Raw genomic sequence first — 21,148 nt, forward strand, 5'->3', positions numbered from 1 at the left:
CCGGGGGCACCGCTTGGTCCCATCTCGGTCCCTTTTTGATTCCTCTCGCTCTCGACCGGGCCTCAGCCCCTGCGCGTCTGCAAAACTGGGGCGGCGTACGAATAAGTCACGTAACCAATGGTCTCAGAGGCGCACGGGAGCGTGCGGCCGGGCGTTTCACCCGCCGGTGACGGGGGAGGTCTCTGGGACGATGATCAGGTTGCGCGGCGGTGGCTGCGAGTGGTTCGGGTGGAGATATGCATCGCGGTGGCGAACTCGGCGAGGGGACCGATGACCTGGGTCCCGAGCGCGCCCAGCGCGGCCGTCACCGGCGCGAGGACATCGACGGCGGGGAACGCAGGGGCGGCCGCATGGGGGTGACGTACAAGTACTTCGGTGCGATGAACGGCGCCACGGCGGCCCGGGTGCCGATCTCGATGCGCCCCGAGGAGCTCGGCGGCGACGAACTCGGCATGGGCGGCATGTTCACGAAGATCAAGCCGGAGACGATGGCCGCCATGGTCCTCACCGGCATAGAGGGCATACCGCTCCATAAGGTTCCCCCGCTCGAACTGGTCGTCCTGCACCCCGACTACGCCGTCGTCAAACTGCCCATGACGGTGGTCGACCCGCTGCGCGGCGTCGGCGAGGAATCGGTCGGCGCGGCCGCCTTCATCTGGTCCACCGTCCCGGACCGCGGCGGCCCCCGCGACGCCTTCGCCGTCTACCAGCTGCTGCACGCCTGGCAGGACTTCAGCCACCGGCTGCACGACGCGGGACATCAGGCGTACTGCCTGGTGTGGCCCTGACCACACGCCACCCCCGCCACGGCCCCGCCCGGCAGGGCCGTGGCGGCCGCGCGCCGTTCACCACGTCGGCCGGGCCGAGACCCCGCCGTCGACGACGAGGTCCTGCCCGGTGATCCAGGAGGCCATCGGCGAGGCGAGAAAGACACAGGCGTCGCCGATGTCCTCGGGCCGCCCCAACCGCCCGGTGGGCGACGCGGCCCGCCAGCGGCGCACCCCCTCCGGCCACGCCTCCTCAAGACCGGGGCGCGCGATCAGCCCCGGCGAGACGCTGTTGACCCGGATGCCGTACGCCCCGTACTCCAGGGCCGCCGACCGCGCGTGCATCACCACCGCCGCCTTCGCGGCGCAGTAGTGGGCGTGGTGCGGCGCAGGCCGGGCCGCCTCGATGGACGCGATATGGGTGACCGACCCGCCGCCGCCCTCCCGCATCACCACCGCCGCGGCCTGGGTACAGGCGAAGACGCTGTGCACATCGGGGTCCGCCACGGCCCGCCAGTCGGCGAGCGACATCGCCGCCAGTTCCTGGGTCGGCTGCACGCCCGCGTTGTTCACCAGCGCCGTCAGCCGGCCCCGCCAGCCGGCCGCCTCGCGCACCAGCCGGTGACACTCCTCCTCGACGGCCAGATCGGCGCCCAGCGCCAGCGCGCTGCCACCGCCCTCCTGGATGTCCGCCACGAGCGCCCGCGCGGCGTCCGCCCGGGTACGGAAGTGCGCGACGACGGCGGCCCCGGCGGCGGCGAACCGCAGCGCGATCCCCCGCCCGATACCGCCGCTCGCCCCCGTGACGAGGACCACCTCGCCGGTGAGGTCCGGGAGCGGGGGGCCGGGCCGGTGGGGGTGCCCGGCCCGGTCGGGGCGGTCGGGGCGGCCTGTGGTGCCGGGGCTTGCGGGGCTTGCGGGGCTTGCGGGGCTTGCGGGGCTTGCGGGGTGATCGTCGCGGTCATCGCGGTCGTTGGTCATGGGCGTCCCAGCGCGGTGATCCGCGCCGCCTCCTGGGGAAAGCGCGCGGCCAGTTCGGCGGCGTCCCCGTGCTCGTAGTCCTCGAAGGTGAAACCGGGCGCCATCGTGCAGCCCAGCAGCGCCCAGGAGCCGCCCTCGGCGACCTCGGCGCCCATCCAGGTGCCGGCCGGCACCGTGAACTGGACGTGCTGGCCGCCCAGAATGTCCGGCCCGAGGACGACCGTACGGGCCGTGCCGGGGCCGGGGCCGTTGTCCGCGCCCTCTTCCGTCTCCTTCCGCGCTCCCTCTCCCCCGCCCTCGGTCAGCAGGAGGAGGGCGAGCGGATCACCGCGGTAGAAGTGCCAGATCTCATCGGTGGGCAGCCGGTGCAGGGCGGAGCGGCCTTCGCGTCCGGCGGTCAGCAGCAGGACGATCGCCGACCCCTCGGGGCGCCCGTCGGGGCGCTCGGGACCGGCCCAGGTACGCCGGTACAGCCCGCCCTCACGAGGCAGCGGCACCAGTCCGTAGAAGTCGATCAGCGCCTCGGGAAGCCGCTCGGGGGATCTGGGGTGCTCGTCCATCCGCGGTCCGCCTCCACCTCGTCCGCCGTCTCCTCGGGCACCGGCCTCCACCGTCGCCCCGGCCGTATTGCACCCTAGGCACGAAAGGGCGGCGGCGCGGGCAGAATCGGGCCATGTCCGATGCCTCGACCGACAACTCGTCCGACACGCCGTCCGGTGTCCCGTCAGATGCTCCGGGTGGGAACGCGTCCCCCGCGCCGGACCGGAGCGCGCCCGGTCCCCGGTGCGAGAACCCGTACGGCACTCGGGGCCCGTACGACACTCCGGACCCGTACGGCGCGCCGGACCCGGCCGCCCCCGGTCACGACGTCTCGGGCGGGGCCGCTCTCTGGGACGCCGTCGACGGGCTGGTGCGCTGGCTCGACCGGGAGAGTGTGCTGCCGCCCGAACAGGAGCGGCTGCTGCGGTTCCTGAAACTCTCGGAGGAGACCGGCGAGGTGGCCCAGGCCGTCATCGGGGCCACCGGGCAGAACCCGCGCAAGGGCCACAGCCACACCTGGGACGACGTACAGAGCGAACTGTGCGATGTGATCCTCACGGCGATGGTGGCCCTGACGACGCTGACACCGGAGGCCCGGCGGGTGTTCGCCGGGCATGTGGCGCGGGTCGCGGCGCGGGTGCCGCCGTCTCAGGGGCGTTCGGCCGTGAGATAGCGCTGGATCGTGGGTGCCAGCCAGGCGACCGTTTCCTCCCGGCTGAGGTCGACGGCCGGCGGAATATGGAGGATGTAGCGGCAGAGCGCCATGCCGAGGATCTGCGCGGAGATCAGTGTGGCGCGGGTCGGCGCCTCCTCGGGCACCGGGCAGACGGCGGCCAGGACCGGGCTCAACTGGTCGGCGAACACCCCGCGCATGCGCTCCGCGCCCGCCTCGTTGGTGACGCCGACGCGCACCACGCCGGCCAGCACCTCGTCGGACTCCCAGCGGTCCAGGAAGTGGTGCAGGAGCCGGGCGCCCAGCTCGTCGTGCGGCACCCGCGTGAGGTCGGGGAGGCGCAGATCGATCTCGGAGGCGGCCGCGAAGAGGCCCGCCTTGTTGCCGTAGTAGCGCATCACCATCGAGGGGTCGATGTCCGCGTCCCGGGCGATGGCGCGGATGGTGGCGCGCTCGTAGCCGTCGGCGGCGAAGCGGTCCCGGGCGGCCGCCAGGATCGCGGCCCGGGTCGCGTCGGAGCGGCGCGGGCGCGCGACGGCCTCGGCCGCGGCCACGTCACGGGCGGACGCGCCACGGGCGGCCACCTCGCGGGCGGCCGCGGGTGCGTCAGCGAGTGCGTCAGCGGGGGCGAGATGAGCGTGTTCGGCCATGCCAACAACTGTAGGCCAACAACTGTTGACACGCCAGGATCGGCAGATCTACGCTTGCCAACAAGCGTTGACCAACACATGTTGGCATGGAGCGTAATGTTGGCACTGGAGGCAGTCATGGAGGCCCTGCACCACACGACCAGCACCACCCCGGCGACGGAGGTCATCGTCGTCGGCGCCGGCCCGACCGGTCTGCTGCTCGCCGGCGACCTCGCGGCGGCCGGCCTCGGCGTCACTCTCCTGGAGCGCCGCCCCGACACCACCAGCAATCTCAGCCGCGCCCTGGGCGTACACGCCCGCTCCCTGGAGCAGCTGGACGCCCGCGGCCTGGCCGACGAGCTCATCGCGGGTGGCCATCCGGTCGGCCATGTGCAGCTCTTCAGGGGCTTCCGGCTCGATCTGACCACGCTCCGGTCCCGCTTCCCGTTCATGCTGGTCACCCCGCAGTTCAAGGTGGAGCGGCTGCTGGAGCGGCGGGCCCGGCAGGCCGGGGTCGTCTTCCGGTGCGGCTCCAAGGTGCTCGGCCTGGACCAGGACGCCGACGGCGTGACGGTGCGCGTCCGGGACACCGACGGCACCCGCACCCTCCGCGCCGCGTACGTCGTGGGGACCGACGGCGTGCACAGCACCGTCCGCGAGTCCCTCGGCCTGCCCTTCCCGGGCCAGGCCATCATCCGCTCCATGATCCTCGCCGATGTCCGGCTGGCCCAGGAGCCGCCCTCCCCCTTCACCGTCAGCGCCGGCAAGGACGCCCTCCTCCTGATCGGCTCGTTCGGCGACGGCTGGTATCGCGTCATGGGCTGGAACCGGCGCCGCCAGCAGCCCACCGACGCCCCCGCCGATCTCGACGAGCTCCGCGAGTGCGCCCGCCTCGCCCTCAGCAGCGACTACGGCATGCACGACGCCCGCTGGATCTCCCGCTTCCACAGCGACGAACGCCAGGTCCCCGAGTACCGCGTGGGGCGCGTCTTCCTCGCCGGGGACGCCGCCCATGTGCACTCCCCGGCCGGCGGCCAGGGCATGAACACCGGCCTCCAGGACGCCGCCAACCTCAGCTGGAAGCTCGCTGCGGTCCTGCGCGGCCGAGCCCCCGACAGCCTGCTGGACAGCTATCAGTCCGAGCGCCACCCGGTGGGCAAGATGGTGCTGCGCAGCAGCGGCGCCCTCACCCGGTTCGGCCTGCTGCCCGCCTGGCCGCAGCGTGTTCTCGGCGCCGTGGGCTTCCGGCTCATCAACCACCTGGGACCGCTGTCCGGACGGGCGCTCCGCATGATCTCCGGCATCGGCATCGCCTACTCCGCCGGGCCCGGCGCCCACCCCCTCACCGGCCGCCGTGCTCCCGACCTCCGCCTGGCCGACGGCCGGCGTCTCTACGAACTCCTGCGCCGCGGCGCCTTCGTCCTCGTCACCCCCGCCGACGAACCCGCGGCCCAACAGCCCGCGGACGACCGGGTCATCCGCGCCTCCTGGGAGAGCGGCCGACGCACCGCACTGCTCATACGGCCCGACGGCTATATCGCCTGGGCCACCGACTCCACCGCCCCCACCGAGCGCGCCGCCGCACTACGCACCGCCCTCACCCACTGGACCGGCACCCCGGACAGGACCGGCACCGCGGCCACCGGCACCCCAGCCGCTGACATCGCCCCGACCAGTGGCACCAAGCCCCCTGAGGCCACGGCCGGCGGCACCGAGTCCGCTGACGCCACGGCCGGCGGGTCCGGGTCCGGGTCCGGGAGTCCCGCCCTCGCCGGCTCTCCCGGCCCCCGCACCTCGCGAGAACGAGCGGCGGACACACCAGCGGGTCAGTGAGACAGCGGAGCCGGCGCCGATGAGCACCGGCTCCGCCCATCCCGCCGACCGCATCCCGTGCGCACCGCACCGTCCGTCTGCACATCCTCATCCCCCCATACCGCCACATCCCATACCGCCACATCGCCGAACGCCCCACGTCCGATGGGCCCGTGGCCCAAGTCCCGAGTCCCACGACCGCCGTCCGCCGTCCGCCTCCCGCCTCCCTTCCTCCCTCTCCCGTCTCCCACCTGCCCACTGCGCCGCCCACCCCCCGCCCCTCCCTACGCTGTCCAGCATGCTGATCGCCCGTTCCATCGCCCTCTTCGTCGTCGCCGCCCTCTTCGAGATCGGCGGCGCCTGGCTGGTCTGGCAGGGGGTCCGCGAACACAAGGGCTGGGTCTGGATCGGCGCCGGCGTGCTCGCCCTGGGCGTGTACGGCTTCGTCGCCACCCTCCAGCCGGACGCCGAATTCGGCCGCATCCTCGCCGCGTACGGCGGAGTCTTCGTCGCCGGATCGCTGGCCTGGGGAATGGTCGCGGACGGCTACCGCCCCGACCGCTGGGACGTCATCGGCGCGCTCATCTGCCTGGCCGGTATGGCAGTGATCATGTACGCGCCGCGAGGCCGCTGACCACGCCTGCATATCCTGGCCGCGCACCACCCACGACGTACGGGCCCTACGCACCGCCACACGCCGCACGCCCGTACACACGTCATACACGTCATACGCGTCGCACCCATCCACATCCGCCACAGGCCCGAGGAGAGCGCCATGACCGCCGATGCCCGTACCGCCGTCGTCACCGGAGCCAGCAGCGGCATCGGCGCCGCGACCGCGCGGCAGCTGGCCTCGGCCGGCTACCGCGTCGTGCTGACCGCCCGCCGCAAGGAGCGCATCGAGGCGCTGGCCGCCGAGTTGCCGCATGCGGAGGCATACGCGCTCGATGTCACCGACCGCGCCGCCGTGAACGCCTTCGCGGCCTCCCTCGACCGTTGCGACGTCCTGGTCAACAACGCCGGCGGCGCGCTCGGCGCGGAGTCGGTCGCGACCGGTGACCCCGCCGACTGGCGAGCGATGTACGAGGTCAATGTGCTCGGCGTGCTCCACATCACCCAGGCGCTGCTGCCCGCGCTGACCGCCTCCGGCGACGGCACCGTCGTCGTCCTGTCGTCCACCGCGGGCCTGGCCACCTACGAGGGCGGCGGCGGGTATGTCGCCGCCAAGCACGGCGCGCACGTCATCGCCGAAACTCTCCGCCTGGAGCTGTGCGGACAGCCCGTACGCGTCATAGAGATCGCCCCCGGCATGGTCAAGACCGAGGAGTTCGCCACCACCCGTTTCCGCGGCGACGCGGCCAAGGCCGCCAAGGTCTACGAGGGCGTCGCCGAGCCCCTGAACGCGGACGATGTCGCCGACACGATCGCCTGGGCCGTGAGCCGCCCCTCACATGTCAACATCGACCTCCTGGTGGTCCGCCCGCGCGCCCAGGCGTCCAACTCCAAGGTCCACCGCACCTCCTGAGGGCCCAGGGCGCCTCCCCCGAGGGCCGCACCGCACCCCGACCTGCGTTTCACGAACCCCGGAGAGCCGGACACGCCTCCCCTGCACCACGCGTGGCGGCCACGTGCCGACTACGGCTGCGGCACTCCCTGGACGACCGGCCGGGGCCTGCTCCCGAGCGGGCGCCGGCCGCCGCGGGTCCACGTCGTGAAGGGCGGCGCCGACCGGCTGGGCGAGTGCACAACTCCCGTCACTTTCGGCGCCTGTTGGGCGGGGGTTGCCCGGGTCGGCCCGCTTCCGCCGAACGCAGCACCGACCGGCAGCCGCATCACCACCACGGAGAGCAGCCAACCCCGTATCCACCAGCACCCGCGCGTCTCCCCCACGCGTTTCCCCCACGTGTCCCCCTCACGCATCTCCCCCACTCACTAAACTATCGCCAACCAAACTATCGCATTGCATGCGATCGGTTGTGTTACAGTCGCACCATGCTGGAAATTTCGACCCGGGTGCTGGTGGAGGCGGTGGTCCGCACAGAGGGGACCATGGACCGCGGCGACCTGCACACGGCGGCGGGCCTGCCCGGGATGACCGGTCAGCGGGTCCCGCCGACGGCCACGTGCCCGATCACCGGCGGACACTCCGCCCTGGAGGGGCGCGGGAGGCCCGGGACGGGGTCCGGCACCTGGCGGATTTCGCGATCCCCGACCACACCCGCCCCGCCCGGGACGCGCTCCGCGCGGCGACCGTCCGGCTCCACGTGCCGATCGGCCGACCGCCCGGCGCGCCCCGCCTGTCCGCCCGCTCCGCCGACGTCGTCGAAACAGTCACGGCTGCTCAGCACGGTGCCGTAGCGCTGCCCGCGCCGAGCAACGAGGCGTCGGCGCCCAGCGCCTTCGGCACGGTGCGCGGTCCACGGCGGACCCGGTACGGCCGTCACCAGCCACGGCAGCGTCGCCCGGCCGGTCGTGCGGCACCACAGGCGACGGCCACCGTCGCCACCCCGCGGCGGGACACCGGAGTACGCCGCGTACCGGAAAGCCAGGCCCGGCACCTGCTCGGCCACAGCACGGCGCCGCGTCGCGCCGACGACGACATCCGCCTCACGATCGCCGCGCAGACCACCCTTGCCGTGCCCGACAACCAATGACGCCACGATCACGCATCGTGCAATTTATTTACCTGAACCTATTGATCTATTTGATCTATTGATCCATCGCGACGGAAAGGGCGGGTTAAGTTGCCTGGCACGGGAAAATCAGCATCGCGGAATAATGCGGCGACCATAATTCGCCACGCCTGGTCGGACCGCATACTGGTGGCGCTCGGCTTTCCGGTTCTGGGGGCGGTGGCCGGCTGGCTCTTGAAGCTGCTGGTCAACTGGGCGGCTTCCTGGCCCTGGGTGCCGTGGGAGGGGCCGATGAAGCTCATCAACAATGCCCCTGAGCCGGCGGTGACGATCGGGAGCCTGGTGGTGGGGGCCTTGGTCGGGGTCGTGATCGTGTTCCTGGCCGAGCACGAGTACGTGACCGTCACCATCGAGGACGATCAGATCACCTTGGCTCGCGGTGACTCCCGCCAGACGGTGCCCCGGTCCGCGATCCGTGCGGCGTTCGTCGACGGCAAGCGGCTGGTGGTGCTCGGCGGGCGGGGCCAGGAGCTGGCCGTGGAGAGCAAGAACGAGGGCGCGGACCTGCCCTCGGTCAAGTCGATCGCGGCCGGTTTCCAGGCGGCCGGCTATCCGTGGCTGCCGAATGGCGATCCGTACAAGAACGAATACCGGCGGTGGGTGGAGGATATGCCCGGCCTTCCCTCCGGCAGCAACGCGATCTTCAAGGCGCGGGCCACTGCGCTGGAGAAGGACGACGAGAAGAGCATCGCGGAGCTGCGTGCGGAGCTGGGCAAGCTCGGCGTGGTCGTACGCGATACGGACAAGAGGCAGTGGTGGCGCTGCGTCCAGGCGTAGTGCGCGGAGGCCAAGTGACATGGACGGCGCCTTGACTTGTCGGGGGTCCGAGGGCGAACGGCAGAATGAACGGCGCCACCGCACAGAACGGCCCGCCGCCCGCCGGGTGCCTCCCGTACCGCTGAAAAACTGCCGCTCGGCGTACGTAACTCCATGGCGCATGAATCCATGGCCCTGCACAAATCCATCGCACACAAAGCGACGGCCGCACCTAGAGCGATGGCCCCGGACGTACCCCCACCGGGGCCATCAGGCATATGCGAGCCGGAATTGATCCCGGAATTGAGCCCGGAACAGAGACCGGGAATTGAGCCCGCGCGGGGCAGCCGACAACCATGGCATCCCGGCCAGCAACGACATAAGAGCCGACGGCCTTGTCGTCGATGAGTCGATGAGTCGATGACCCACCGCCCATGCCGATGGCGTGACGTGCACCGCGCTGTCCGGTGCCCCCGTCACCGGGCCCCTGCCGTCCTGGGCATGCGCATTCGGCCATTCACCGCACCCGGGGCATGACGCATACCGGCCCGGGATAAAAACGTCCGAGCGCCGTGACGTCCGTGCGGCAACGGCCGAGCGAACCGGGGGGCCGGACACGTGACAACGCCCGTGCCATCCCACCGGTGTTCAGGCGGAGAATTTCACCGAGGACGGCTTCCTTGTACCGCCCGGCTTCTCGCCCTGCCCGGCTTTCTCCGCGCCGACCTCAGGTCGAGCCGTACCGGCGGCAGGTGCTGGCGGTGGCCCGGTCGCACGGTCCGGACGCGGGACGGCCGGAGCTGTTCGCCGAGTGGCACTTCAGCGAGTACGAAGAGTACGAAGCGGCGGAAAGGCGCAGCGGATGAGAGTGCTGGGAGCGGTCCCGTTCGAGGCGGTCCTCCGCCATTTCACCCAGGAGCATCCCTTCGACCCGGCTGACCAGGCCAACACCAACGACGAGGCCGAGAATCACGTCCGCGATGCGCAGCTGGAGTTCCACGGCCGCTGGCACCGGGTCCTGCTGGACGGCCCGGAGGTGCAAGGCGTCGTGCTCCCCTGGCACCTGGGCGAGGACGGAGAGGTGGAGCTCATCCCCAACACCGGGCTGACCGTGAACGCGGCGGCGGACCGGCTGGCGACGCTGGGCACCTCGTACACCCGCTCCAATCCGCTGTGCGCGCGCAAACTCACCTGGCAGCGCACGGCTCCGCGCCGTCCCGTGTTCCTGAGCACCCGGGCCCTTCCGGGGCGCGACTACGACGCCCTGGCCGTCCGCGAGGGACTGATCCATCTGGACGGGCTGCACCGCATGCTCGCCTGGGCGCAGGCCGGGCAGCTGGTGTCCGGCAGCTGGTTCGAGGCGTACGCGGCCGGTCTGTCCCCGGCCCACGCACCGCATGACACCGGGCATGACCAGGACGGACCGGATGTTCCCCCCGAGCAGCGGACCGACCGTGCTCCACACCATGCCGACGACATGCCGCACATCCATGGCGGACTCGGCCCGTCCTGATCCGCCGGCCCGCCGTGACCGGTCGGCCCGCCGCAACCGGTCGGCTGGGCGTGACCGGTCGGCTTGGCGTGCTCCGTCGGATTGGCGTGCTCCGTCAGGAGTTTCCGCTCGCCGAACCCGGCGGAGACCGCCGAAGCGGCGCGGAAAGGCTGCCCCTCTCGGACACTCTCCCGATCGGTGGCTTGAGGCTTACGGCTTGGGGCTTACGGGGTGGGATGCAACAGTCGTCGATCAACCCAAGCCGTGCAGGCGGCCAACAACGCGGAAGCGCTCCAGAACCACCGCGGTGGTGTCGTGCACGGTGAAACGGGGGTCTCCCAGCGCTCGTCGCATCTCTTCGCTGTGCCAGAACTCCTCGTGGTCCGCCCGCCACCCGTCCACGGTGGTGCAGCCCTCGCCTTCATCCACCGCATGGGCGATGTCCACCTCACGCAGCGGCACGACGCGCGCCTCCGTCACCTCGATGACGGCCACCGGACGGTCATCCGAGTCGACCACTGTCGAGCGTGCGCCGACGGACGGCAGTGGTTCCCCGGCGTGCTCGTACTCGGCCAGCAGTCCGGTGGTTGCCGTCTTGGATCCGTCGAGGACCGCGGCAACGAGCCGGTCGCGGAGCGGGCCCGGAAAGGCGAACTCAGCCTTGGGCAGCGACTCGGGATCCGTGTTCTGATCAGGGCCGACTGTCATCCGGCGATCCTCATGCTGTCGTGCTGTTGCCGTCCGCCTGACGGGCTCGACCGGTCGGCCGTACCGATCGGCCATGACGCGCGAAGGGCCGTACAGCTTCGGCGAGTTGTGACGCCTGCCTGGGCCCGTGTGACCTGGGCCCATGCGGCCCACTCCCGTGCGGCCCGTTCCCGCACCGCGCCACTCCCACCCCACCGCATCCGGTGTCTCTCCTCCGCCCCTCGGCGAGTTCCTCGCAGAACTCGCCGCCAGTGGCGGGCCGGCTGCCCGGCAGCCGTGCCCGCGCGAGCGCCGCGGTGCGGCGGCGGGCTGCGGGGCCGGTCCCCAGCAGCGCCTGGTGTTCACCGACCGGCTGCTGGTCGCACCGGTCCACCTGCGGCAAACCGGCCCCTACCCCCAGGCCGTCACCCCTTCACACACACCACCTGCTTGAGCCTGGCGACAACCGCCACCAGATCCTGCTGCTGATCGATGACCTTCTCGATCGGCTTGTAGGCGCCGGGGATCTCGTCCACCACACCGGAGTCCTTACGGCACTCCACCCCCCGCGTCTGCTCTTCCAGATCGTGCGTGGAGAAGCGTTTCCGCGCGGCGTTCCGGCTCATCTTCCGGCCGGCGCCGTGCGAGGCGGACTGGAAGGACGCGGCATTGCCGAGGCCCTGGACGATGTACGAACCGGTGCCCATCGAGCCCGGGATGATGCCGTACTCGCCGCTGCCGGCCCGGATCGCGCCCTTACGGGTCACCAGCAGATCCATGCCCTCGTACCGCTCCTCCGCCACGTAGTTGTGGTGGCAGGAGATCACCGGCTCGAAGGTCGGCCGGGCCTTGCGGAACTCCCTGCGGACGACGTCCTGGAAGAGCGCCATCATGACGTCCCGGTTGTGCTTGGCGTACTCCTGCGCCCAGAACAGGTCGTGGCGGTAGGCCGCCATCTGCGGGGTGTCCGCGATGAAGACGGCGAGGTCGCGGTCGACCAGCCCCTGGTTGTGCGACAGCTTCTGGGCCTGGCCGATGTGGTACTCGGCCAGTTCCTTGCCGATGTTCCGGGAGCCGGAGTGCAGCATCAGCCACACCGCGCCGGTGTCGTCCAGACAGAACTCGATGAAGTGGTTGCCGGAGCCCAGCGAACCCATCTGCTTGGTCGCCCGCTCCTGGCGGAACTTCACCGCCGCCGCGACGCCGTCGAACCGCTGCCAGAAGTCGTCCCAGCCGGCCGTCGGGAAGCCGTGCACCCGGCCCGGGTCGACGGGGTCGTCGTGCATCGCGCGCCCGACCGGGATCGCCTGCTCGATCTTGGCGCGGAGCCGGGAGAGATCGCCGGGCAGGTCGTTGGCGGTGAGCGAGGTCTTCACCGCGCTCATCCCGCAGCCGATGTCGACCCCGACCGCCGCCGGGCAGACCGCACCGTGCATCGCGATCACCGACCCGACCGTGGCCCCCTTGCCGTAGTGCACGTCCGGCATCACGGCCAGGCCCTTGATCCATGGCAGGGTGGCGACATTGCGCAGCTGCTGCATCGCCACGTCCTCGACCGTGGCCGGGTCCGCCCACATCCGGATCGGCACCCGGGCACCGGGCACTTCGACGTACGACATAGTTCTTTCATTCCCCCCAATAAGGCTTATAAGACACATAACGCAAAGTGCGGACACCACATCCGATCTTGGACTGCGGACCGGCGTCCACGGTGCGTCGTGCGGTAGACATTGTGTCCATCGGCCGTCATCCGGCGGCAACCGCTTTTCGTCCGGAAGGAGCCGCGAACGATGCGGCGGAAGTCGTTCGTACCCGGTGCCGCGCTGGTGACGGTCGCGGCACTGGCCGCCGCCCTCGCCGGCTGCTCCGGCGGTTCCACCGGCGACGGCCGGGACGGTGGCCCCAAGGGCGGCGACACCGCCTCGCCGAGCCCCGCCCAGCCGGGCCGCTACCAGAGCCTCCCGGAACCCTGCGGGCTCCCGGCGCGCGGCACCGTACGGGCCATGCTGCCCGGCGACGACCGGCAGCTCTCGCACGAAGAGGCCGAGAAGATCTACGCGGGCCAGGCGGACGTCACCTTCGACACCGACCGCCGCGTCGGCTGCCGCTGGAAACGCGAGACCACCGAGGGCACCCGCCACCTGACCCTCGACATCCAGCGCGTGGTCTCGTACGACAACGCCGTCAGCGACGACGACCGGGCGCAGGAGATCTACGGCAAGAAGGAGGTGGCCGCGGGTATACCGTCCGGCGGCTCCCCCTCCCCCACCGCCTCCGCCCCCAAGGGCAAGGACGCCGGCGCGGGCAGCACCAGGCCCCCTGGCGCGGACGCCGGGGGCGAAGCCCCGAACGCCGCCCTGGACAGCGGCACGGGCACGGCCGCGGACGCGGTCAGGAGCCCGGCCCCGGACCAGGGCGCGGACCAGGAGGCGGGCACCGGCGACGAGGCTAAGCCGCAGGACGGCGGCGCGGCGTCCGACCGCTCCGGAGGGCCGGCCGATCCGAGCGGGACGCCCGGCGCCACCGCCGGTCCGCGCATCCTGGACGCCATCGCCGACGCCGCCTTCCTCAACGACAAGCTCGCCACCGCGGACTCCGGTGTGCACCGCGACATCACTGTGGTCTTTCGCACGTCGAACGTGATCGTGACGATCACCTACGACCAGTGGTCCACGGACAAGTCCCTGGTGCCCGGGAGCCAGGAATTGCAGGACAAGGCCCGTTCGCTGGCCACCGAGCTGTCCGACCGGATCGGCGAATAAGTCCGGATAGCGGGCAAATGAGCCGATTGCCCCTCGTCGAGCGGCTGACCCGGTTCGCCCCGTATGCCCACCGCGATATTCGCCACCCCGCGGACGCGGACCGGGCAGCGACCGCGCTCCGCCGCGTACCGTGCCGTCTAGGTCCGGGACCGGCCTTGCCCCCGCACGCGGGGCCCGGCAGTCCCGCGCGGCCACCCCCACGGCCGTCGCACGCCGGATCCACGACGACGAACAGCGAAGGAACCATGCACCGATCAGCCAAGCGACTCGCCGGCCTCCTCACCTGCGCAGCCGTACCGGTGATGCTCGTCGCCGGCTGCTCCGGCTCGGGCACCGACAGCTCCGGCGACACCGCCACGTCCGACGCGACCAGCAGCACGCCCGGCAGCTCGGCCGGCAGCACGGCACCGAGCCTCGCACTGGCGAAGTACAAGAAGCTGCCGAACCCGTGCGAAGCGTTCTCCCAGGACACCATCAAGAACCTGCTGCCCAAGGTGAAGAACGCGTCCGGGGAGCAGGGCAAGACCTCGGACAACACCGCCCGCGGCTACTGCGCCTGGAACAGCTCGGACGCCCAGGGCGTCGACGGCACGCAGTACCGCTGGCTGGACGTCAGCTACCAGCGCTACGACTCCGAGCAGGGCATCGGCACCGGTGAGAAGCGCGCCACGGAGTTCTACGCCAAGAAGGTCGACGACGCGAAGGCCACCGAGGGCGCCAAGAACGTCAAGACCGCCAAGACGGACGGCACCGGCGACGAGGCGACCTCGCTCACCTACGAGCTGAAGAAGGACGCCAACGACTTCGGCAACGCGACGGTGGTGATGCGCACCGCCAACGTCGTCATCACCCTCAACTACAACGGCGCGGGCCTGGCCGGCGCCGACACCCCGAAGTCCGCGGACCTGCTGAAGAGCGCCCAGGCCGCCGCCAAGGAGGCCGTCACCGCCGTCGCCAAGGCGAACGGCTGACGACGCCGCCCGCGCGGAGCCGCCGGCGCCGCACACGGGAAGGGGTTCGGCCCCGGGGACGAGGATCCCCGGGGCCGAACCCCTTCCGCGCACATGGGCCGCGGCCCGGCGGCGCGCCCGCCGCCCCCGCAGCGGCGCCTCAGCCGCCGAGCAGCTTGCGCACCCGGTCCGCGCCGACCGCCAGCAGCAGGGTGGGCAGCCGCGGCCCGGTGTCCCGGCCGACCAGCAGGTTGTAGAGCAGCGCGAAGAACGAGCGCTGCGCGACCTTCAGCTCCGGCGTCGGCTTGGCGTCCGGCGCCAGACCCGCCTGGATCTTCGGCACGCCGTAGACCAGGGTGGTCAGGCCGTCCAGCGACCAGTGCTCGTCCAGGCCGTCCAGCAGCAGCCGCAGCGAGGTGCGGGCCGGTTCGTCCAGCGAGCCGAGCAGCTTCTCGTCCGGCTCGTCGCGCACGATCGTGCGCTGCTCCGCCGGCACCTGGGTGGTGATCCAGTACTCGGCCTTGTCCAGCCGCGGCCGCGTCTCGTCCAGCGTGGTGACCGGGTGCTGCGGGTCCAGCTCGGTCAGGATGCGCAGCGTCTGCTCGTCGTGGCCCGCGGTGATGTCCATGACCGAGGCCAGCGTGCGGTACGGCAGCGGGCGCGGCGTCCTGGGCAGCTCACCGGCGGCGGTGCCGGTCGCGCGGGTGTAGGCGGCGACGTCGGCCGGCTGCGCCGAACCGTCCGCGATCTTCCGCTCCAGGGCGTCCCACTCGTCGTACAGCCGCTGGATCTCCTGGTCGAAGGCGATCTTGAAGGACTGGTTCGGGCGGCGGCGCGCGTAGAGCCAGCGCAGCAGCGGCGCCTCCATGATCTTCAGGGCGTCGGCCGGGGTCGGCACCCCGCCCTTGGACGAGGACATCTTGGCCATCCCGCTGATGCCGACGAAGGCGTACATCGGGCCGATCGGCTGCGCGCCGTCGAAGACCTCACGGACGATCTGGCCGCCGACGACGAACGACGAACCGGGCGAGGAGTGGTCGACACCGCTCGGCTCGAAGATCACGCCCTCGTAGGCCCAGCGCATCGGCCAGTCGACCTTCCAGACCAGCTTGCCGTGGTCGAACTCGCGCAGCACGACCGTCTCGGCGTGCCCGCACGCGGTGCAGTGGTAGGACAGCTCGGTGCTCTCGTCGTCGTACGAGGTGACCGTCGTCAGGTCCTTCTCGCAGACCGTGCAGTACGGCTTGTACGGGAAGTAGCCGGCGTCGCCCGCGCTGCCGTCGTCCTCGCTCGCCGCGCCGGAGCCCTCGGCGGCCTCCAGTTCGGCCGCCTCGACGGGCTTCTGCTGCTTCTTGGGCGCGCCGGTGGCCTTGTCCTTGGTGCGGTAGCGGTCCAGGACGGCGTCGATCTCCGCGCGGTGCTTCATCGCGTGCAGCACCTGCTCGCGGTAGGCGCCGGAGGTGTACTGCTCGGTCTGGCTGATCCCGCGGTACTCGACCCCCAGCTCCGCCAGAGACGCCTCCATGGCCGCCTTGAAGTGCTCGGCCCAGCTGGCGTACGGGCTGCCGGGCGGGGCCGGGACGGAGGTGAGCGGCTTGCCGATGTGCTCGGCCCAGGACGGGTCGATACCGGCCGGGACCTTGCGGAACCGGTCGTAGTCGTCCCAGCTGATGAGGTGGACGCACTCGTGGCCGCGGCGGCGGATCTCGTCGGCGACCAGGTGCGGGGTCATCACCTCGCGGAGATTGCCCAGGTGGATCGGGCCGGACGGGCTCAGCCCCGAGGCGCAGACGATCACCGGCGCGGCCGCGCCCGATGCCACGGTGCCGGCGGCGCGGCGCTCCGCCTCGGCGATGACCTCGTCCGCGAATCTGGAGACCCAGTCGGTCTCGGTGCTCTGCTGAGCCACGATCGGCCTTCCTCTTCTGCTGCTTCCTCTTGCGCCGTCCGGCGCACAAAAGCCTGACGGTGCCATTCTCCCAGACGGAAAATCAGTGGTAGTGCCGTGGGATACTCGTTGGCAAACCCTTTCCACTCCCACCCGCCCCCTTCTTCTCCTTACCTCCCTTCTACGGAACGGCCTCTCTTCATGACCTCGGTCCCTTCCCTCGCAGCCACGGTCAACCAGCGCGTCGCGGACGCCCTCTCGGCAGCCCTGCCGGAGGCCGGCGCCGCCGACCCACTGCTGCGACGAAGTGACCGGGCCGACTTCCAGGCCAACGGTCTGCTCGCGCTGGCGAAGAAGCTCAAGGGCAATCCGCGGGAGCTGGCGGCACAGGTCGTCGCGGGCATCCCGACCGGCGGCAGCGGCGCGGTGATCAAGGAGATCGAGGTCTCCGGGCCCGGCTTCCTGAACATCACGGTCGCGGACGAGGCGATCATCAAGACCCTCGCCGAGCGCGCCGCCGACGACCGGCTGGGCGTCCCGTACGCCGACGGGACCGGCACCACGGTCATCGACTACGCGCAGCCGAACGTCGCCAAGGAGATGCACGTCGGCCATCTGCGGTCCGCCGTGATCGGCGCCGCGATGACCGAGATCCTGGAGTTCACCGGCGAGAAGGTCATCCGCCGGCACCACATCGGCGACTGGGGCACCCAGTTCGGCATGCTCATCCAGTACCTCATCGAGCACCCGCACGAGCTGGACCACAAGGGCGGCGAGGTCTCCGGCGAGGAGGCCATGTCGAACCTCAACCGCCTCTACAAGGCGTCGCGTGCCCTCTTCGACGCCGACCCGGAGTTCAAGGAGCGGGCCCGCCGCCGGGTCGTCGACCTCCAGGCGGGCGACGAGGAGACGCTCGCCCTGTGGCGGCGCTTCGTCGACGAGTCGAAGATCTACTTCTACTCGGTCTTCAACAAGCTCGACATGGACATCCGCGACCCCGACATCGTCGGTGAGTCCGGTTACAACGACATGCTCGAAGAGACCTGCCGCATCCTGGAGGAGACCGGCGTCGCGGTCCGCTCCGACGGCGCGCTCTGCGTCTTCTTCGACGACGTCAAGGGCCCGGACGGCAATCCCGTCCCGCTGATCGTCAAGAAGTCCAACGGCGGCTACGGCTACGCCGCCACCGACCTCTCCGCGATCCGCGACCGCGTCCGCAACCTCGGCGCGAGCACCCTGCTGTACGTCGTGGACGCCCGTCAGTCGCTGCACTTCAAGATGGTCTTCGAAACCGCCCGCCGGGCCGGCTGGCTGGACGGCAAGGTGGCCGCCGTCCAGCTCGCCTTCGGCACGGTCCTCGGCAAGGACGGCAAGCCCTTCAAGACCCGTGAGGGCGAGACGGTCCGGCTGGTCGACCTGCTGGACGAGGCCGTGGAGCGGGCCACGGCGGTGGTGCGCGAGAAGAGCGAGAAGGTCGGGCTGAGCGAGGCCGAGATCGTCGAGAACGGCTACCAGGTGGGCATCGGCGCGGTGAAGTACGCCGACCTGTCCACCTCCGCGGCCCGCGACTACAAGTTCGACCTCGACCAGATGGTGTCCCTGCACGGCGACACCAGCGTCTACCTCCAGTACGCGTACGCGCGCATCCAGTCCATCCTCCGCAAGGCCGGCGCGGAGCAGCGCCCGGCCGCCCACCCGGAGCTGGCACTGGCCCCGGCCGAGCGGGCGCTGGGCCTGCACCTCGACCAGTTCGCCGAGGTGCTCTCCGAGGTGGCCGAGTCCTACGAGCCGCACAAGCTCGCCGCGTACCTCTACCAGCTCGCCTCCCTCTACACGGCCTTCTACGACCAGTGCCCGGTCCTGAAGGCCGAGGGCGGCGCGGCGCAGGTCGCCAACCGGCTCTTCCTGTGCGACCTGGCGGCCCGCACCCTGCACCAGGGCATGGCGCTGCTCGGCATCCGCACCCCCGAGCGCCTCTGACCGACCGCCGCGCGGTCACCACCCGGCCGCCACCCGCACGACCCGTACCACCCGCACGGCCACGACGGACGAGGGCCCGCACCGGAGATCCATCCCGGTGCGGGCCCTCGCGCGTTCCTGCCCACCCGCGCCGGTTCCGTCCGCACCACCCCACCCACGCCGCACCGCCCCGACCCGTTTCCCGGCCCCGGCGGGCTCGCCCGACGTCCCGCCCGGCGTTCCACGAAATGGTCATTCACGCAGGTCAGAGCACGTTCGGACGTTCCTGCGTCCCCTATACCCGGCGGACCGTGGCGGCTGGGACGGACGGCACCACAAGCTGAGGCCGACAAGCACCGACCGACCTACCGCCGAACGGGAGCCACCGTGTGGATCCGCTGCCGACCCCGCCGTTCCGACCTCCCCGACGTCATGGCGATCGCCGTGGTCGCCGCATCCGCCACGATCGTTCTCCTCCTGCTCGCCGGCTACATGTGACGCCGCACCGGCTGCGCCGAGCCACCACACACCGACCTCGGCCGGGCGTGGTGGCAGTGGGGCAAACCGGAGCAGACGGCCACCGAACCGCTCGCCGCCGCACGCGTCTCGCCCAGCGAGGTCAGCGACCGTCCGGCGATCCGGAAGACCGTCGCCGGCCTGCGGTCCCACCACCCCCGGGTCACGGGCGTGCGCGAACCGGTGGCAGTCACCCACATGACCGCCTGACATCGTCAGGTTGCCGGCACCGACAAGGGCTCACCCTTCGGCTCCCTGGCGCACAACCGATCGGTGATGCGCGCAGCGGCCGAGGTGATGACGCCGCCCTCTGGAGTGGCCCCCGCCCGGCACCCCACCGGTCCGCCCGCGCGGAGACCGGCCGGACCCCTCAGCCGTCCGGAACACCGCCCGCTCAGCCCTCATCCTCCGGAGTGGGAATCCATTCGTTGCTGCCGCCCAGCGGATAGTCGAACTGCGGCCGGCCCGCCAGCGCGCTCGTGTGGAAGGGCTCGCCGTTGTCATCGATGGTCAGCGTGCCGTGCCTGCCGCCGCTGGACCACTCCAGTACCAGATACCAGCGCACATCGTGGGCGCCGGTGCGGGCGGTGATCTTCAGGACCTCGGGGTCCTTCTCACTCACCTTGTAGGGGAAGTCCTGCTGCCCGCCCTCCGGGGCGGCTTGCGGCCGGGCCGCGTCCAGGGAGACCCCGAACGTCTTCGGGGTGATGCCGCCGCCGCAGCCCACACCCATGCCGTACGCGTTCCAGGCGAGCGGCGCCGAACTCTTCACCACCTGCACCCGCAGGGCGTTCAGCACCACGGTCTCCTCGCCCGCGCCCTGCACCGTCACCTGGACGACCTGCTCGCCCGCGGAGACCGCGCCCAGCTTGGACACCCAGCCGCGGACGTCCGCCTCGGCCGGCGGCGGCACCATGTCGTCCGGTTTCTTGTCCACCAGATAGCGCTGGCTGCACGGCTCCTCCCACACATACGGGCGGACGAACACGTTCAGCGGCAGCGAACCCGGATCGGTATCGGCCGCCGGGGGCTTGGTCCGCCCGCCGTCGGCGCCCTTCGTCGCCCTGCCGCCCCTCGCCGTGTGCGACGCGGACGGACCGGCGCTCCCCGTACCGGTCGGCCCGGCGGACGGTGACGCGCCGCCCGCGCCCCCGGCCCGGGAGTCTTCCTTGCCGGGTGCCGCCCCGGCCGCCGTGTCCGCGGCCGTCTTCCGCCCACCGCCGTCCCCGCCGGACGTCAGCCCGACGGCCACCGCCGCGGACACGGCCACCGCGGCCACCGCGATCCCGGCGACCAGCGCGGTACGCCGCCGGCGCCGGCCGGTATGCGCCGCCCCGGCAGGCGGCACCTGCCCGGCCCCGATCTCGGTGACCGGCCCGCTCCCGCCGGGCTCATCAGCCGCCACGGACTCACCGGCCACCACAGGCTCACCGTCCGCCGCGGACACCGCCACCGGCCCGGCCACCGGCGCGGGCCCGGCCCCGGGCACCTCCCCGGCAGCCGACGCATCCGCAGGAGTCACCGGAGCCGCAGGCGTCACCGGAGCCGCACGAACCGCGCCGTCCCCGCCGTCCCCCGCCTCGACGTCCGACTCGGCCACCGGAGCGGCCACCGGCCCGGCCGACACCCCCGCACCTTCCGCAGCCCCGGCACCGGCCGACACCCCGGCAGCTACCCCGGCCGCCGCACCCGCACCTTCTGCCGCCCCGGCCCCCGCCCGCGCCCCCGATCCGCTCCCCTGCTTACGTTCCCGCTCGCGTTCCCGCTCCCGCCGTCGCGCGTCGTCCGCCAGGATCCACTGCCGGTGCAGCTCGACCAGCTCGTCCGGCGTCGCCCGGCACAACCGCGCCAGCCGCTCCACCGGGGCGTACTCGGCGGGCACCGCATCGCCGTTGCAGTAGCGGTGCAGCGTCGACGTGCTCATGTGCAGCCGCTTCGCCAGCGCCCCGTAGCTCTGCCCGGAGCGGTCCTTCAACTCCCGCAGCAGCGCCGCGAATCCGGCCGTCTCCTCAGCCACGCCCACTGGTGCTCCCTCCCCGTCCA

At 71.7% G+C, this 21,148-nt stretch carries 19 protein-coding genes; 12 read left to right on the plus strand and 7 right to left on the minus strand.

The features are described 5' to 3' along the window. Positions 1 to 236 precede the first annotated feature (236 nt). Complete coding sequence (locus ACLJWH_RS12890) at positions 237 to 788, plus strand: hypothetical protein (protein WP_094791169.1); 552 nt, start codon at positions 237 to 239, stop codon at positions 786 to 788. Between the two features lie 57 nt (positions 789 to 845). On the opposite strand, the gene ACLJWH_RS12895 is transcribed toward ACLJWH_RS12890, so the two are convergent. Together ACLJWH_RS12895 and ACLJWH_RS12900 are read right to left on the minus strand one after the other, a co-directional pair. Beyond that, a complete protein-coding gene (locus ACLJWH_RS12895; protein ID WP_411141762.1) occupies positions 846 to 1,748 on the minus strand; it encodes an SDR family NAD(P)-dependent oxidoreductase in 903 nt (300 codons plus the stop codon). Continuing rightward, on the minus strand, positions 1,745 to 2,308 hold the full coding sequence (locus ACLJWH_RS12900) for a cupin domain-containing protein (protein ID WP_411141763.1): 564 nt from the start codon (positions 2,306 to 2,308) through the stop codon (positions 1,745 to 1,747). Before ACLJWH_RS12900 ends, ACLJWH_RS12895 begins: the two co-directional genes overlap by 4 nt. A gap of 347 nt (positions 2,309 to 2,655) precedes the next feature. On the opposite strand from ACLJWH_RS12900, the gene ACLJWH_RS12905 reads away from it, so the two are divergent. Further along, complete coding sequence (locus ACLJWH_RS12905) at positions 2,656 to 2,961, plus strand: MazG-like family protein (protein ID WP_411141817.1); 306 nt, start codon at positions 2,656 to 2,658, stop codon at positions 2,959 to 2,961. Here the strand turns inward: ACLJWH_RS12905 and ACLJWH_RS12910 are convergent. Further along, positions 2,937 to 3,611 carry a TetR family transcriptional regulator gene (locus tag ACLJWH_RS12910; protein WP_411141764.1) on the minus strand — a complete coding sequence of 225 codons (675 nt, stop codon included), beginning with the start codon at positions 3,609 to 3,611 and terminating at the stop codon, positions 2,937 to 2,939. The two genes, ACLJWH_RS12905 and ACLJWH_RS12910, sit on opposite strands and share 25 nt — an antisense overlap. 117 nt (positions 3,612 to 3,728) lie before the next feature. Here ACLJWH_RS12910 and ACLJWH_RS12915 point away from each other — a divergent pair, with 117 nt between their 5' ends. The 6 genes from ACLJWH_RS12915 to ACLJWH_RS12940 all read left to right on the plus strand — a co-directional run bounded on the left by ACLJWH_RS12915 (position 3,729) and on the right by ACLJWH_RS12940 (position 10,364). Further along, positions 3,729 to 5,423, plus strand: coding sequence for an FAD-dependent monooxygenase (locus ACLJWH_RS12915; RefSeq protein WP_411141818.1), 1,695 nt, complete (start codon positions 3,729 to 3,731; stop codon positions 5,421 to 5,423). A gap of 277 nt (positions 5,424 to 5,700) precedes the next feature. Beyond that, the gene (locus ACLJWH_RS12920; protein ID WP_411141765.1) at positions 5,701 to 6,036 is read left to right on the plus strand and encodes a YnfA family protein; all 336 of its coding nucleotides are present in this window, start codon (positions 5,701 to 5,703) and stop codon (positions 6,034 to 6,036) included. A 141-nt stretch (positions 6,037 to 6,177) separates the two neighbouring features. After that, positions 6,178 to 6,927 (plus strand): SDR family oxidoreductase, encoded by a 750-nt coding sequence (locus tag ACLJWH_RS12925; protein ID WP_411141766.1) that lies wholly within the window; start codon positions 6,178 to 6,180, stop codon positions 6,925 to 6,927. A 598-nt stretch (positions 6,928 to 7,525) separates the two neighbouring features. After that, entirely contained in the window at positions 7,526 to 8,056 is a 531-nt protein-coding gene (locus ACLJWH_RS12930; protein WP_411141767.1) for a hypothetical protein, read from the plus strand. A 198-nt stretch (positions 8,057 to 8,254) separates the two neighbouring features. Then, a complete protein-coding gene (locus ACLJWH_RS12935; RefSeq protein WP_411141768.1) occupies positions 8,255 to 8,872 on the plus strand; it encodes a hypothetical protein in 618 nt (205 codons plus the stop codon). Positions 8,873 to 9,713: 841 nt separating this feature from the next. Continuing rightward, the gene (locus tag ACLJWH_RS12940) at positions 9,714 to 10,364 is read left to right on the plus strand and encodes a DUF6309 family protein (RefSeq protein ID WP_411141769.1); all 651 of its coding nucleotides are present in this window, start codon (positions 9,714 to 9,716) and stop codon (positions 10,362 to 10,364) included. A 231-nt stretch (positions 10,365 to 10,595) separates the two neighbouring features. Here ACLJWH_RS12940 and ACLJWH_RS12945 read toward each other — a convergent pair whose 3' ends face one another. Then, complete coding sequence (locus ACLJWH_RS12945; RefSeq protein ID WP_411141770.1) at positions 10,596 to 11,051, minus strand: ASCH domain-containing protein; 456 nt, start codon at positions 11,049 to 11,051, stop codon at positions 10,596 to 10,598. Between the two features lie 142 nt (positions 11,052 to 11,193). On the opposite strand from ACLJWH_RS12945, the gene ACLJWH_RS12950 reads away from it, so the two are divergent. Further along, complete coding sequence (locus ACLJWH_RS12950) at positions 11,194 to 11,484, plus strand: hypothetical protein (protein WP_411141771.1); 291 nt, start codon at positions 11,194 to 11,196, stop codon at positions 11,482 to 11,484. Here ACLJWH_RS12950 and ACLJWH_RS12955 read toward each other — a convergent pair. Next, complete coding sequence (locus ACLJWH_RS12955; protein ID WP_411141772.1) at positions 11,456 to 12,649, minus strand: RtcB family protein; 1,194 nt, start codon at positions 12,647 to 12,649, stop codon at positions 11,456 to 11,458. The two genes, ACLJWH_RS12950 and ACLJWH_RS12955, sit on opposite strands and share 29 nt — an antisense overlap. Positions 12,650 to 12,820: 171 nt before the next feature. Between ACLJWH_RS12955 and ACLJWH_RS12960 the strand changes: the two genes are divergently transcribed. Beyond that, entirely contained in the window at positions 12,821 to 13,792 is a 972-nt protein-coding gene (locus ACLJWH_RS12960; RefSeq protein WP_411141773.1) for a hypothetical protein, read from the plus strand. 245 nt (positions 13,793 to 14,037) lie between these two features. Beyond that, positions 14,038 to 14,763 (plus strand): DUF3558 family protein, encoded by a 726-nt coding sequence (locus ACLJWH_RS12965; protein ID WP_411141774.1) that lies wholly within the window; start codon positions 14,038 to 14,040, stop codon positions 14,761 to 14,763. Positions 14,764 to 14,902: 139 nt separating this feature from the next. Here the strand turns inward: ACLJWH_RS12965 and lysS are convergent, their stop codons facing one another. Then, on the minus strand, positions 14,903 to 16,651 hold the full coding sequence (gene lysS / locus ACLJWH_RS12970; RefSeq protein WP_411141775.1) for a lysine--tRNA ligase: 1,749 nt from the start codon (positions 16,649 to 16,651) through the stop codon (positions 14,903 to 14,905). Positions 16,652 to 16,831: 180 nt separating this feature from the next. Between lysS and argS the strand changes: the two genes are divergently transcribed. After that, positions 16,832 to 18,610 carry an arginine--tRNA ligase gene (argS, locus tag ACLJWH_RS12975; RefSeq protein ID WP_411141776.1) on the plus strand — a complete coding sequence of 593 codons (1,779 nt, stop codon included), beginning with the start codon at positions 16,832 to 16,834 and terminating at the stop codon, positions 18,608 to 18,610. 889 nt (positions 18,611 to 19,499) lie between these two features. Here argS and ACLJWH_RS12980 read toward each other — a convergent pair. After that, positions 19,500 to 21,122 (minus strand): helix-turn-helix domain-containing protein, encoded by a 1,623-nt coding sequence (locus ACLJWH_RS12980; protein ID WP_411141777.1) that lies wholly within the window; start codon positions 21,120 to 21,122, stop codon positions 19,500 to 19,502. Positions 21,123 to 21,148: the final 26 nt, after the last annotated feature.

The sequence above is a fragment of the Streptomyces sp. x-80 genome (assembly GCF_046549095.1).
Classification (GTDB): domain Bacteria; phylum Actinomycetota; class Actinomycetes; order Streptomycetales; family Streptomycetaceae; genus Streptomyces; species Streptomyces celluloflavus.

Bases quoted from the DNA above. Each gene is read 5' to 3' on its own strand.
- ACLJWH_RS12890 (WP_094791169.1), top strand. From the start codon at position 237: ATGCATCGCGGTGGCGAACTCGGCGAGGGGACCGATGACCTGGGTCCC.
- ACLJWH_RS12895 (WP_411141762.1), bottom strand. From the start codon at position 1,748: ATGACCAACGACCGCGATGACCGCGACGATCACCCCGCAAGCCCCGCA.
- ACLJWH_RS12900 (WP_411141763.1), bottom strand. From the start codon at position 2,308: ATGGACGAGCACCCCAGATCCCCCGAGCGGCTTCCCGAGGCGCTGATC.
- ACLJWH_RS12910 (WP_411141764.1), bottom strand. From the start codon at position 3,611: ATGGCCGAACACGCTCATCTCGCCCCCGCTGACGCACTCGCTGACGCA.
- ACLJWH_RS12915 (WP_411141818.1), top strand. From the start codon at position 3,729: ATGGAGGCCCTGCACCACACGACCAGCACCACCCCGGCGACGGAGGTC.
- ACLJWH_RS12920 (WP_411141765.1), top strand. From the start codon at position 5,701: ATGCTGATCGCCCGTTCCATCGCCCTCTTCGTCGTCGCCGCCCTCTTC.
- ACLJWH_RS12925 (WP_411141766.1), top strand. From the start codon at position 6,178: ATGACCGCCGATGCCCGTACCGCCGTCGTCACCGGAGCCAGCAGCGGC.
- ACLJWH_RS12940 (WP_411141769.1), top strand. From the start codon at position 9,714: ATGAGAGTGCTGGGAGCGGTCCCGTTCGAGGCGGTCCTCCGCCATTTC.
- ACLJWH_RS12945 (WP_411141770.1), bottom strand. From the start codon at position 11,051: ATGACAGTCGGCCCTGATCAGAACACGGATCCCGAGTCGCTGCCCAAG.
- ACLJWH_RS12950 (WP_411141771.1), top strand. From the start codon at position 11,194: ATGCGGCCCACTCCCGTGCGGCCCGTTCCCGCACCGCGCCACTCCCAC.
- ACLJWH_RS12955 (WP_411141772.1), bottom strand. From the start codon at position 12,649: ATGTCGTACGTCGAAGTGCCCGGTGCCCGGGTGCCGATCCGGATGTGG.
- ACLJWH_RS12960 (WP_411141773.1), top strand. From the start codon at position 12,821: ATGCGGCGGAAGTCGTTCGTACCCGGTGCCGCGCTGGTGACGGTCGCG.
- ACLJWH_RS12965 (WP_411141774.1), top strand. From the start codon at position 14,038: ATGCACCGATCAGCCAAGCGACTCGCCGGCCTCCTCACCTGCGCAGCC.
- argS (WP_411141776.1), top strand. From the start codon at position 16,832: ATGACCTCGGTCCCTTCCCTCGCAGCCACGGTCAACCAGCGCGTCGCG.